General features: G+C 48.8%; 9 protein-coding genes. 5 read left to right on the forward strand and 4 right to left on the reverse strand.

Going from position 1 to position 13,664, the window contains the following annotated elements:
- The first annotated feature begins 27 nt into the window (after positions 1–27).
- From addB to MOB98_RS02780, 5 genes are all read left to right on the forward strand, one after another.
- Entirely contained in the window at positions 28–3,528 is a 3,501-nt protein-coding gene (gene addB, locus MOB98_RS02760) for a helicase-exonuclease AddAB subunit AddB (protein ID WP_268357913.1), read from the forward strand.
- On the forward strand, positions 3,515–7,222 hold the full coding sequence (gene addA, locus MOB98_RS02765) for a helicase-exonuclease AddAB subunit AddA (RefSeq protein ID WP_268357915.1): 3,708 nt from the start codon (positions 3,515–3,517) through the stop codon (positions 7,220–7,222). Before addB ends, addA begins: the two co-directional genes overlap by 14 nt.
- A 69-nt stretch (positions 7,223–7,291) precedes the next feature.
- Entirely contained in the window at positions 7,292–8,467 is a 1,176-nt protein-coding gene (gene sbcD / locus MOB98_RS02770; protein ID WP_268357917.1) for an exonuclease subunit SbcD, read from the forward strand.
- Positions 8,464–11,856, forward strand: coding sequence for an exonuclease subunit SbcC (gene sbcC / locus MOB98_RS02775; protein ID WP_268357919.1), 3,393 nt, complete (start codon positions 8,464–8,466; stop codon positions 11,854–11,856). Before sbcD ends, sbcC begins: the two co-directional genes overlap by 4 nt.
- A gap of 13 nt (positions 11,857–11,869) precedes the next feature.
- Positions 11,870–12,172, forward strand: a complete 303-nt coding sequence (locus MOB98_RS02780) for an HNH endonuclease (protein ID WP_268357920.1) — start codon at positions 11,870–11,872, stop codon at positions 12,170–12,172.
- Between the two features lie 36 nt (positions 12,173–12,208).
- Here MOB98_RS02780 and MOB98_RS02785 read toward each other — a convergent pair whose 3' ends face one another.
- Genes MOB98_RS02785 through MOB98_RS02800 form a run of 4 tightly spaced genes read right to left on the reverse strand, consistent with a single transcriptional unit; the run spans position 12,209 to position 13,649 of the window.
- The gene (locus MOB98_RS02785) at positions 12,209–12,427 is read right to left on the reverse strand and encodes a spore germination protein (protein WP_010333667.1); all 219 of its coding nucleotides are present in this window, start codon (positions 12,425–12,427) and stop codon (positions 12,209–12,211) included.
- 31 nt (positions 12,428–12,458) lie between these two features.
- Positions 12,459–12,860: a spore germination protein GerPE gene (locus MOB98_RS02790; protein WP_268357921.1), complete on the reverse strand. Its 402-nt coding sequence runs from the start codon at positions 12,858–12,860 to the stop codon at positions 12,459–12,461.
- Positions 12,853–13,035 (reverse strand): spore germination protein GerPD, encoded by a 183-nt coding sequence (gerPD, locus tag MOB98_RS02795; protein ID WP_019258000.1) that lies wholly within the window; start codon positions 13,033–13,035, stop codon positions 12,853–12,855. Before gerPD ends, MOB98_RS02790 begins: the two co-directional genes overlap by 8 nt.
- Positions 13,032–13,649 (reverse strand): spore germination protein GerPC, encoded by a 618-nt coding sequence (locus MOB98_RS02800; protein WP_268357922.1) that lies wholly within the window; start codon positions 13,647–13,649, stop codon positions 13,032–13,034. The genes gerPD and MOB98_RS02800 overlap by 4 nt, the downstream gene beginning before the upstream one ends.
- Positions 13,650–13,664 lie beyond the last annotated feature (15 nt).

Below are 13,664 nucleotides of genomic sequence, written 5' to 3' on the forward strand. Positions count from 1 at the left end.
AAGATAAAAAGAGAGGGGTCTTCTAATTTGGGAGCAGAGTTTTTAGTAGGCAGGTCCGGGAGTGGAAAAACGAAGCTGATCATCGACAGCATTCAGGATGAACTGCGCCGGGCTCCATTCGGGAAACCGATCATTTTTCTAGTCCCGGATCAAATGACGTTTTTGATGGAATATGAGCTTGCTAAAACGCCTGATATGGGCGGAATGATACGTGCCCAAGTGTTCAGCTTTTCACGATTGGCCTGGCGTATCCTCCAGCATACGGGAGGAATGAGCAGGCCGTTTCTTACGAGCACAGGCGTACAGATGCTCCTGCGGAAGCTCATTGAGGAGCATAAACAGGAGTTCAAAGTCTATCAAAAAGCGAGTGACAAAAGCGGTTTTACTGCACAGGTTGAACGGATGCTGACAGAATTTAAGCGCTACTGTCTTGAACCGGAAGATATCCGGAGGATGGCGGAAAGCGGAACGGCTTCCGAGTATCGCGGAGAACGTGTTTTATCCGAAAAGCTTCATGATTTATCGATTCTGTATCAGCAGATGGAAAAAAGCCTTGCAGATCAATACCTTCACTCTGAGGATTATTTGACACTGCTGGCAGAGCATATTCCGTTTGCGGAAGATATAAAAGGCGCGCATATCTATGTGGACGGCTTTTATCAGTTTACGCCGCAGGAATTTAGGGTGTTGGAGCAGCTTATGGTTCATGCGGAAAACATTACGTTTTCGCTGACAGCGGACAAGCCGTCATATGAGCGGGAGCCGCATGAACTGGATTTGTTCAGAATGACGGGAAAAACCTATTACCGCCTGCACCAGAAGGCGAAGGAACTGAATCTGGACATTACGTACAAAGAGCTGAACGGGACTGAACGGCATGGGCGCACGCCGGAATTGGCACATTTAGAGGCGCAGTATGAAGCGCGTCCGGCCGTCCCGTACGCAGAAGAACAAGAGGCCTTTACTGTGATGCAGGCCGCAAACAGACGAGCTGAGCTGGAAGGTATTGCCCGGGAAATTCACGCTCTTGTCAGAGATAAGGGTTATCGATATAAGGATGTAGCGATTCTTGCGCGCCAGCCGGAAGATTACAAGGATATGGTGAAGGAAGTTTTCGCAGATTACGAGATTCCTTACTTCATTGATGGAAAAGCATCTATGCTGAACCATCCATTAATCGAATTTATCCGGTCTAGCCTAGATGTTCTGAAAGGGAATTGGCGTTATGAGGCGGTGTTTCGCTGCGTGAAAACCGAACTGCTATTCCCGCTTAACGAGCCGAAAGCAAAGGTGAGAGAACAGGTCGATCAGCTTGAAAATTACTGTATCGCCTATGGGATCAAAGGTGACCGCTGGACAAAGGGCGACCGTTTCCGCTACAGACGTTTTGTGTCATTGGATGATGATTTTGCCCAGACAGATCAGGAAATCGAAATGGAAAACATGCTGAATGCCACACGCGACTGGATTGTTCCGCCGCTTCTTCAGCTCCAGAAACGAATGAAAAAAGCAAAGACGGTTCAGGAGAAGGCGGAGGCGCTCTACCGTTATCTAGAAGAGACAGATGTCCCGCTGAAGCTGGATCAGGAAAGACAGCGTGCTGAGGAAGACGGCAGAATCGTTGAGGCGCAGCAGCATCAGCAGGCGTGGGATGCAGTCATGCAGCTGCTTGAGGAGTTTGTTAAAATGATGGGAGATGATGAGATTTCCCTTGATTTGTTTCAGCAAATGATGGAAGCCGGTGCGGAGTCGCTTACATTTTCTCTAATTCCGCCTGCGCTTGACCAGGTGTTTGTCGGCAATATGGATTTGTCCAGGATGTACGGCACCTCCTGCACCTTTGTGCTGGGGGCAAACGACGGCGTTCTGCCGGCGCGCCCTGATGAAAACGGAGTGCTATCAGATGATGACCGGGAATGGCTGAAAACAATTGGGGTTGAGCTTTCCTCGGGAGGAAGGGAGCGTTTGCTTGATGAGCATTTCCTCATCTATATGGCACTTTCCAGTCCGTCTGACCGGCTTTATGTAACGTATCCGATTGCTGATGCGGAAGGAAAAACACTTTTGCCGTCAATTATCATTAAGCGGCTGGAAGAACTGTTTCCGTTGCATAAGGAGCGCCTGTTGACAAATGAACCCGAGCAGGTCAGCGATGAGGAACAGCTGATGTATGTCGTCAATAAAAGCGTGGCACAGTCCTTTACCGCGAGCCAGCTTAGATTATGGACTCGGGAATACGACATCAGCGACGTCTGGTGGAGCACATACAACGTGCTGATGAATGAGCCGGACAGGCTGCAATCGAAAAAGCTGTTCTCAAGCCTATTTTTCCGAAATGAAGTGAAGCAGCTTGAACGCAGCGTGTCGAGACAGCTCTATGGTGAACGAATTCAGGGCAGTGTATCGAGAATGGAAACCTTTAACGCGTGTCCGTTCTCCCATTTTGCATCACACGGTCTTCATCTGAAGGAACGGCAATTTTTTAAGCTCGAAGCACCGGATATCGGCCAGCTGTTCCATTCCAGCTTAAAGCTGATTTCAGACCGGCTGCGCGAACAAAAAATGGATTGGCGCGATTTAACAAAAGAGCAGTGTGAGCTGTTTTCCTATGATGCGGTAGAACGGCTGGCGCCGAAGCTGCAAAAGGAAATTCTGCTCAGCTCAAACCGGCATTATTATGTAAAGGAAAAACTGCAAAAAATTGTGACACGCGTGTCCGGCATTTTAAGCGAGCATGCGAAAGCGAGCGGATTCGTGCCAATCGGGCTTGAACTGGGCTTTGGAGGAAAAGGGCCGCTTCCGCCGCTGACCTTCAAGCTGAAAAACGGCTGCACGATGGAGCTCGTCGGGCGTATTGACCGTGTCGATAAAGCGGAAAGCTCAAAAGGCCTGCTCCTCAGGATTGTCGATTATAAATCAAGCGACAAAGGCCTTGACTTAGCAGAAGTATATTACGGACTGGCGCTGCAAATGCTGACGTACCTTGATTTGTCGATTACTCATTCAGCCGACTGGCTCGGAATGAGAGCGACACCTGCCGGAGTGCTGTATTTCCATATTCATGACCCGATGATTCAATCTAACCTCCCGCTCGGGCTTGATGAGATTGAACAGGAGATCTTTAAGAAATTTAAGATGAAGGGCCTGCTCCTCGGCGATCAGGAAGTGGTTCGCCTCATGGATACAACCCTTCAAGAGGGACGGTCAAATATCATCAACGCCGGCTTGAAGAAAGACGGCTCTCTCAGATCGGATTCAGCCGCAGTCGGAGAAAAGGAATTTGAGCTGCTGACGAAGCATGTGCGCCGCACCTTCCAAGAAGCAGGCGAACAAATCACCGACGGACGCGTATCCATTGAGCCGTATAAAATGAAGAACAAGACGCCGTGCACATACTGTGCGTTCAAATCAGTATGCCAATTTGATGAGTCATTAGAAGAAAACGAGTACCGCACGTTAAAGGCAGAAAAGGACAAGACGATACTTGAATGGATAAAAAAGGAGGCGGATGGCAATGAACATTCCTAAACCGGCAGACAGCACATGGACAGATGACCAATGGAATGCCATTGTTTCAACCGGCCAGGATATTCTTGTGGCAGCGGCAGCGGGCTCCGGTAAAACCGCTGTACTTGTTGAACGAATGATCCGGAAAATTACCGCTGAAGAAGACCCGATTGATGTAGACCGGCTTCTCGTTGTGACCTTTACAAACGCCTCAGCGGCAGAAATGAAGCACCGGATCGCGGATGCTCTGGAAAAAGAGCTTGTAAAACGCCCGGGATCGCTGCATATCAGACGCCAGCTGTCTCTTTTAAATCGGGCCAGCATTTCGACGCTTCATTCCTTTTGCCTGCAAGTGCTGAAGAAATATTACTACTTGATCGATCTTGATCCGGGCTTTCGGATTGCCGATCAAACTGAGGGCGAGCTGCTTGGAGATGAAGTGCTGGACGAGCTGTTTGAAGACGAATACGCAAAGGGCGAAACGGCGTTCTTTGAGCTTGTTGACCGCTACACGACAGACCGGCACGATCTGGATCTGCAATTTCTCGTTAAACAGGTGTACGAGTATTCCCGATCTCATCCCAACCCGGAGGCATGGCTGGAAAGCTTTGTCCATTTGTATGATGTATCAGAAAAGAGCGCCATCGAGGAGTTGCCGTTTTATCCATATGTCAAAGAGGATATTGCAATGGTGCTTAACGGGTCGAAGGAAAAGCTGCAGCGCGGGCTTGAGCTGACGAAAGCGCCGGGCGGCCCCGCGCCGCGCGCAGACAATTTCCTTGACGATCTTGCGCAGATTGATGAACTGATTCAGTATCAGGACGATTTTACTGAACTTTATAAGCGGGTGCCCGCAGTTTCTTTTAAGCGCGCGAAGGCAGTAAAAGGGGACGAGTTTGACCCTGCGCTGCTTGATGAAGCGACGGATTTAAGAAATGGCGCAAAAAAACTGCTTGAAAAGCTCAAAACCGACTACTTCACAAGAAGCCCTGAACAGCATTTGAAAAGCTTAGCTGACATGAAGCCTGTTATTGAAACACTCGTACAGCTTGTCATCAGCTATGGAAAACGGTTCGAAGCTGCGAAACAGGAAAAATCAATTATAGATTTTTCTGATTTGGAGCATTACTGTTTGGCGATTTTGACGGCTGAGAATGACAAAGGTGAACGGGAGCCGAGCGAGGCTGCAAGATTTTATCAGGAGCAGTTTCATGAGGTGCTCGTTGACGAATATCAGGATACCAACCTCGTGCAGGAATCGATCCTGCAGCTCGTCACAAGCGGGCCGGAGGAGACTGGTAACCTGTTTATGGTAGGAGATGTCAAACAGTCGATTTACCGATTCAGGCTGGCAGAGCCGCTTCTTTTCCTCTCCAAATACAAACGGTTTACAGAGAGCGGTGAGGGCACGGGGCGGAAAATCGACTTGAATAAAAATTTTCGAAGCCGGACTGATATTTTAGACAGCACAAACTTTTTATTTAAACAGCTGATGGGCGGCAAAATCGGTGAGGTTGATTATGACGAGCAGGCTGAACTGAAGCTTGGCGCGGCATATCCGGACAGTGATGAGACGGAAACGGAGCTGCTGTTGATCGACAACTCGGAAGAGACGGATGCAGGTGAGGAAGCAGAAGAACTGGAAACGGTGCAGTTCGAGGCGAAAGCGATCGCAAAGGAAATTCGCAAGCTGATTTCATCGCCGTTTAAGGTATATGACGGAAAAACGAAAACACACCGCAACATTCAATATCGCGATATTGTCATTTTGCTACGTTCGATGCCGTGGGCGCCGCAAATCATGGAGGAGCTGAGAGCACAAGGCATACCGGTTTACGCCAATTTGACGTCAGGGTATTTTGAAGCGGTTGAAGTCGCTGTCACTCTTTCTGTACTAAAGGTGATCGATAACCCGTATCAGGACATACCGCTTGCCTCTGTTCTGCGCTCACCGATTGTCGGAGCAGATGAAAACGAGCTGTCTTTGATCCGGCTTGAAAATAAGAAAGCGCCGTACTATGAAGCGATGAAAGACTACTTGGCTGCCGGCGACCGAAACGACGAGCTTTATCAAAAGCTGGAAACGTTCTACCGACACCTGCAAAAATGGCGCGCGTTTTCGAAAAACCATTCGGTGTCTGAGCTCATTTGGGAAGTGTACCGCGACACGAAATACATGGATTATGTCGGCGGGATGCCGGGCGGAAAACAGCGCCAGGCCAATTTGCGTGTTCTCTATGACAGGGCGCGCCAATATGAATCGACGGCATTTCGCGGTCTGTTCCGATTCTTGCGGTTTATCGAACGCATGCAGGAGCGGGGCGATGACCTCGGAACGGCGAGGGCGCTTAGCGAGCAGGAGGATGTTGTCCGATTAATGACGATCCACAGCAGTAAGGGGCTTGAGTTTCCAGTCGTGTTTGCAGCAGGCCTTGGCCGGAATTTCAACATGATGGATTTGAACAAATCGTATCTGCTCGACAAGGAGCTCGGGTTTGGCACGAAGTTTATTCATCCGCAATTGCGCATCAGCTATCCGACGCTTCCGCTCATTGCAATGAAGAAAAAAATGCGCAGGGAGCTGTTGTCAGAGGAATTGCGTGTTCTCTATGTTGCATTAACGAGAGCGAAGGAAAAGCTGTTTCTGATTGGCTCGTGCAAGGATCATCAGAAACAGCTAGCAAAATGGCAGGCATCTGCATCCCAAGCTGACTGGCTTCTCCCTGAATTTGACCGCTACCAGGCAAAAACCTATTTAGATTTCATCGGTCCGGCTCTGGCCAGACACAGAGATTTGGAGGCTTTGGCTGAAAACGGTGCCCCAGCAGCGCATGCTGACATATCAGGCCACCCGGCTCGTTTTGCGGTTCAAATGATCCATTCCTATGATTTGCTGGATGATGATCTGGAAGAAAGAATGGAAGAAAAAAGCGAGCGCTTAGAAGCGATCCGCCGAGGTGAACCAGTTCCCGGCTCGTTTGCGTTTGATGAAAAAGCCCGCGAGCAGCTGAGCTGGACATATCCGTATCACGAAGTGACGCAAATTCGCACAAAGCAATCGGTTTCTGAGATCAAGAGGAAAAGAGAGTACGAGGATGAATACAGCGGCAGGGCGCCCGTTAAACCGGCTGACGGAAGCATTTTGTACAGGCGTCCCGCTTTTATGATGAAAAAAGGCCTGACAGCGGCGGAGAAAGGGACAGCCATGCATACGGTTATGCAGCATATCGCGCTTACACATGTACCGTCGATAGAAGAAGCGGAGCAGACGGTTCACAAGCTTTATGAAAAAGAGCTGCTCACTGAAGAACAAAAAGCGGCTATTGATATAGAAGAAATCGTCCAATTCTTTCATACAGAAATCGGCGGACAGCTGATCAGCGCTAAATGGAAGGACAGGGAAGTGCCATTCAGTTTAGCGCTTCCCGCCAAGGAGATCTATCCTGATGCACAGGAGGCGGATGAGCCGTTGTTGGTGCAGGGAATTATTGATTGTCTCTACGAAACGGAGGACGGTTTATATCTCCTGGACTATAAATCAGATCGGATTGAGGGCAAATTCCAGCACGGCTTTGAAGGAGCGGCCCCGATCTTGAAAAAACGATATGAAACGCAAATTCAGCTGTATACGAAGGCAGTTGAGCAAATTGCAAAAACAAAGGTAAAGGGATGTGCGCTTTATTTCTTTGACGGAGGGCACATTCTGACACTATAGCGAGATCCGTAAGCTCCGGGATTCAGGCGGAGCGGATCTCGTTTTCCTATAAAAGAGAGGTGATAGCATTTGCGGATTTTACATACGGCTGACTGGCATCTTGGGAAAACACTTGAAGGAAGAAGCAGGCTGAGTGAACAGGCCGATGTGCTTGATGAATTGAATACGATTGTAAAGGAAGAGCAGATTGATGCGATTGTAATGGCAGGGGACGCGTTTGACACCGTGAACCCGCCGGCTTTAGCCGAGCAGCTCTTTTATGAAAGCCTGTCTGCGCTCAGCGACAGGGGGAAGCGCCCGATTGTTGTCATTGCCGGAAACCACGATAATCCTGACCGTTTGTCCGCCGCTTCACCGCTGACACATGAAAACGGGATTTATTTAATCGGCTATCCGACAACAGAACCGCTTCATATTGAAGTGCCTTCAGCAGAGGAACTCTTAGGGGTAGGAGCGCTGGCGTACCCATCTGAAGCGCGTTTAAATGAAGTGCTTTCCGATACATTTGATGAAAAGCTGCTCCGTGATCATTATGACGTAAAAATTAGACAGGCATTTGAGCATATGACAAGCCGGTTCCGGAACGATGCAGTGAAGATTGCCGCCAGCCATATTTATGTCGCAGGCGGAAACCAAACCGATTCTGAGCGGCCGATTGAAGTAGGCGGCGCTTATACGGTGGCTGCAGAAAGCCTGCCGGCGGATGCCGCTTACGTGGCGCTCGGCCATTTGCATCGTCCGCAAACGATCAAGCGGGCGCGGACGCTTGCGCGTTATTCAGGATCTCCGCTCGCCTACAGCTTTTCTGAAGCGGGATATGCCAAATCAGTGACAATCGTGGATGCAAAACCGGGGGGAGAGGCCTCTTGGAATGAGGTTTTATTATCAAGCGGCAAGCCTCTGGTGAAGTGGAAATCGGCAAATGGCTTAAGCGAGGTGTACAGCTGGCTGGATGAAGGCAGGGATCAGAATGCCTGGATTGACTTGGAAATCCGTGTCACGGACCAGCTTTCACTTGAAGAAATTCATAGGCTGCGGAAGGCTCACCCGGGTTTTATCCATATCAGGCCGGTTTATGAAGAACAGAACAAAGAACGGGAACGGATTGAGGTTAAGCATGTCTCAATCGAAGACCGGTTTAAGAAATTTTATGAAAAACAAACGGGGGGCGCGGTGCCGGATGAAGAGATGGTGAAGCTGTTTTTAGAGCTTGCATCAGGCGTTGAAGAGGAGGATGCGAAATGAAGCCGATCGCCTTAAGCATAAAGGGGCTCCACAGCTTTAGAGAGGAGCAGACGATAGATTTTGAAGGCCTTTCTGGTGCCGGTGTTTTCGGCATTTTTGGGCCGACAGGAAGCGGTAAATCCTCTATCCTCGACGCAATGACGCTAGCTTTATACGGAAAGGTGGAGCGGGCGGCGAATAATACGCACGGGATCTTAAACCATGCGGAGGATACGCTGTCTGTTTCCTTTACCTTTGCGCTTCAGACGAATCATCAAATCGCCTACAAAGTGGAGCGTGTGTTTAAGAGAACGGATGAGATGAAGGTAAAAACGGCACTTTGCCGCTTCATCGAAATCAAGGATGAGCATATAGTGCTGGCTGATAAAGCCAGCGAAGTGAATAAAAGAGTCGAGGAGCTCTTGGGGCTGACGATTGACGATTTTACGAGAGCTGTGGTGCTGCCGCAAGGGAAATTTGCCGAATTTCTCTCTTTAAAAGGGGCGGAGCGCAGGCACATGCTTCAGCGTTTATTTAACTTGGAGCAGTACGGAGACCGGCTTGTGAAAAAGCTGAGACGGCAGGCGCAGGAAGCCTATGCGAGAAAAAATGAAATGCTTGCTGAACAATCAGGTCTCGGTGAAGCGAGTTCAGAAGCGGTTGAGCAGGCGGAAAAGGCTCTCGAGCAAGCTGAAGTCCGGCTGGAATCGATGAAGAAGAATCGTGATCAGGCAAAAGAGCGGTTTGCGGAGCACCAGGAGATTTGGAATGTCCAAAAGGAAAAAGCAACTTATGAAGAAGAGAAAAAACGTCTTGAAGAGGAGCAGCCGCACGTAGACAGCATGCAAAATCGCCTGCTGGAAGCAGAAAAAGCCGCCGCCCTTAAACCCTATGCGGACCGATACGCAGAAGCGATCCAGCATGAAGAGAAAGCTGAAAAGGAACAAACGCTAGCCCAAAAGGATTTAGCAGACCGGACTGCTTTCTTTCAGCAAAAACATGAAGAGTATGAAGCGTGGCGCCGGCATAAGAGCGAGAAAGAGCCTGAGCTTTTAACAGAGCAGGAACAGCTTTCCCGCTTGCAGGAGGTCGAAATCAAATTGAGTGAGGCCAAGCAAGAGGAGGCTCGCAAAAAGGCTGAACTCCAGCAGAAAGAAGAGGCCCTTCAATCTGTCATGAAGGAATTGGAGACGGTAACAGACCGCCTGGCACGTGGGCAAAACAGACAGACGGAATTGAAGCAGCAGCTCAAATCCCTGCAGGTGACATCTGATGAGCGAAAACGCTGCCAGCAGGCCGCTGAAATGGCTTTGAGCATCAGACAGACGGAGGAGCAAATCGAAAAAGAGAAAAAACGAAGTGACGCATTGAACCTTGTGCTGCAAAAAATGAGCAAAGAAAAGAACATGCTCGTTCAAAAGACGGAAGCGGAAGAAAGCAACATCATTCAGGCATATGAGGCTGTCCAGACCGTGTACCATTTGGTGTGCGAGACAGAGCGGTCGCTAACACGTATGACTGAACAGGCTAAAAAGAGACAACACACGCTTCATTCGCAGCGGGAAAAAGCTAGAGTGGCACTGCTGACAAAAGAGTTAGCCGAAAAACTGACGGCTGGAGAGCCTTGCCCGGTTTGCGGATCAACCCACCATGATCCATCTGCCTCAGCGCATGAAACATATGAGCTTGACAGCAATCTTGATGAAGACATCAAACAGACAGATGCGGTATTGGCGGAAGCGGCCGTTCTCAGCCAGGAGATTCTTTCAGCTAAAATCACGCTTGAAGAACAGTCTGCCCGCTTTATTGACCAGTGCCCGTTTTTGCAGACGATTCAAGCGCAAAACCTTGAAGCAGCAGCTTCATACGAGAGTCAATCGGTGTATGACGCATTCGAAACTGCCAAACTAGAATGGAAACGAATCAAACAGGACATTCTTTCTGTTAAAACACGGATGGCACAAATGATCAGTGCCTATCAGGAGTCTTTAAAAAAGGCCGAGCAGCTTAATGAAAAAATCGGTTTTGAAAAAAGAGAGGCTGACCGCATTGATAGCATCGTTGCCGAGCTGCAGTCCTCTATGGACAGCCGCATGAAATTGTTTAAAGAAGCATTTCAGGATCAATCTGTGGATGACGCGGAAAAATGGCAGCAAGCTATTGAAGAAAAGGACCGGGCTGCAGAGGAATGCGAGAAACGAATTGAGCGCAGCATTGCATTTCTTGCTGAGCATGAAGCTCAAAAGGAAAAGCTGCGGGAGTCGGGGTACCAGCTTGAACGGGAAAAACTTGAGCTTCATTATGCGGCTGAACGCATCAAAAGCGTGATAGCTGATTATGAGCATGAACTCGGAGATTACGCAAAAGGAGAATCGCTCGAAATCAAACTCCGCTCTGTCCAGCAGGACCTAAAGCTGTTAAAAGAAAAAGAGCAAGCTTTATATGAAGATCTGCAAAATGCCCAAATGAGGCTCAATCAGGCGAAAAGCCGCGCTTCAGCAAGCGAGCTCACCCTTCAAGAGGCGAAGGGCAGATTGGAAAAAGCAGAAGCCGCTTGGGTTGAGCATACAAAAAGCACACGTTTTACCCGGCCTGAGGAGGTGGAACGAAGCCTCATTCCAGCCGATGAGCTTGAAAAGATAAAAGCCGGCATAGACCAGTTTATGGATAAACTAAAGCAAAACGCTGCAAACTTAAAACGTGTAGCTGAGATACTTGCCGGCCGAGCGTTATCAGAGAGCGAATGGAACGAAACCGTTACGGCATTACAAGAAGCTGAGGACGCATTTGGCGCTGCTATAGAGGAAAAAGGCGCAGCAGCAAAAGCGCTGGCCGTTATCCGCGACCATCATAAACGGTTTAACGAAATTGAAGCCGAACTGAAAAAATGGCAAACTCATATCGACAGACTGGACAAGCTGCAAGCTGTGTTTAAAGGGAATACCTTCGTTGAATTTTTGGCTGAGGAGCAGCTTGAAAGCGTTGCGAGGGACGCCTCAGCAAGACTGGGCATGCTGACGAGACAGCGCTATGCCATCGAAGTGGATTCAGAAGGCGGATTCGTCATGCGGGATGATGCAAATGGCGGTGTCAAACGCCCGGTATCCAGCTTGTCTGGGGGAGAGACCTTCCTCACCTCGCTTTCTCTCGCTCTTGCGCTGTCTGCGCAGATCCAGCTTCGCGGAGAATACCCGCTCCAGTTCTTTTTCTTAGATGAAGGGTTTGGCACGCTTGATCAAGATCTGCTGGATACGGTTGTAACAGCTTTGGAAAAGCTGCAGTCAGACAATCTGTCTGTCGGTGTCATCAGCCATGTGCAGGAGCTGCGGGCGCGGCTTCCGAAAAAACTGATCGTCCATCCGGCCGAACCGAGCGGCCGAGGCACACGGGTGACACTTGAGTTGATGTAAGGGAGGAGCAGATATGGCAAAGCAGACTGTCGGAATATGTGAGCTATGCGGCCGGAGCGATGTCCAGCTGACAGAGCACCATCTCACACCGAAAGAAGAAGGCGGAACGTTTCTGCCGACAGCGATGCTCTGTATTCCTTGCCATAAACAGATCCATGCTTTATATCCAAATCAAGAGCTTGCGGTTCGCTTAAACGGAATAGATGAACTCAGAAGCGATCCGCAGCTTGCCCGGTTTGTCAAATGGATCAGAAAACAGCCGCCTGAGAAGCTGATCAAAACAAAAAAATCAAATGAACGAAAAAAGAAAAATTGATTAAAAAGCAGCCCTCTCTTGGCAGAGCGGCTGCTTTTATCCATTTCCAACCATATCCTGATCGCTGACATCGGGGTCTATATAATTTGTCGCGTTGACTGCATTGTTCAATAGAAGGAAATCTCCCGTGTTTCCTGCTCCCGAACCGAGCGCAGATTTTGAAGAGCTTTTCGGAGAAAGGTAAAAGGAATCACCAAAGTTTACGACTCCGCCCGATATGGAATTGATAGCTATAGGCCCGACAATTGCTGGCATAAACGACACCCTTTATCAAAGACTCTGTTTATTATATGCTTTTGCCGGGCGATTGTGAGCGCGGGGACTGAATCTGTCTAATATGTTTGATTCTCGCATCGCCGCGGACAAGAGAAGCCGAGCCTGCATGAAAAACAGAAGAGGATGAGACCCCTTGGATTTTGATGTTGCGTACATAAATGACAGGCACCTCGTGGCAAAATGCGCTTTGCACCCCTGTTTCGGGAATTGGCGTTACTGCCTGCTGCTGAAAGATCTGGTACTCCTTTCTGTTAAATGTACCTTCATCACTGTAAAACGTAGACAGCGAGCGCTGAACAGCAAATACTTTGATTTTCATATCGATTTCGTTCGTGTCGCCAACTTGAAACACACTTGAAATTCCAAGAGAGTTAAATTTAATCAGCCTGATGCGGGATATACGCTTAAGCATTGTTCGATGGCAGCGGAGCAAACGGCCCGATAATAAGAGATTCAGGCGGTGTATCGAAAATAGAAGAAAGGTAGATAGATTCAGTGTCTCCGATGTGGAAAACAGAGGAGCTGGACACACCATTCATCCGGATATCCCCGACTTCCAGATTACGATTGATGACTGTGAAGATCATGTTTGCTCATCTCCTTTCATTTCTGATGGGATATGTTCCAGAAAGTGTTCAACAGCACGGATCACGTCACGCTTCACATGCTCAGCGATATGTTCCGCATATTGGTTAGGCGGTGTGTTTTCTTCTTTTTTGATATGGGACATATAATAGTGAATCCGGCTGTCCATTTGTTTTCTGATGTCTTCAATGACATGATGTCTGTTTGTATCGTCAAGCCTGCTGTCATATTGTTTTTCAAGCTGCTCCAAAACCTCTGGGATTTCCTCGGTTAAGTACATGTCGACATTCTGGCGGATCTGCTGCATGAGCTGGGCGCTCTCTTCCTGCTGCATCATCCCGATTTCGGGTGCTGTTTGGCTGACCTCAAAATTTTGGACGCTGTTTGGGTCAGTTGGGTTTAAGCCGATATTCAATGTTCCGTCAAGCCTTTCGATTTTCAGCTGATCAAATTTATACTCCACACGCTCAATGGTAGTGGCCGGCCGCTGTTTCATCGTATTCATTTCCGCTTGAATCTCTTTCAGCTGACGTTCGAGCTGCTGAATATGAAGCGCCTGCTGCTGCACGAAGGAATTCAAGTTTTGCAAGTAAGAGGAAACAGATTGATCATACATGTTCTTTCACCTCTT

Source organism: Bacillus sp. N13C7 (assembly GCF_026790065.1).
GTDB lineage: Bacteria > Bacillota > Bacilli > Bacillales > Bacillaceae > Bacillus.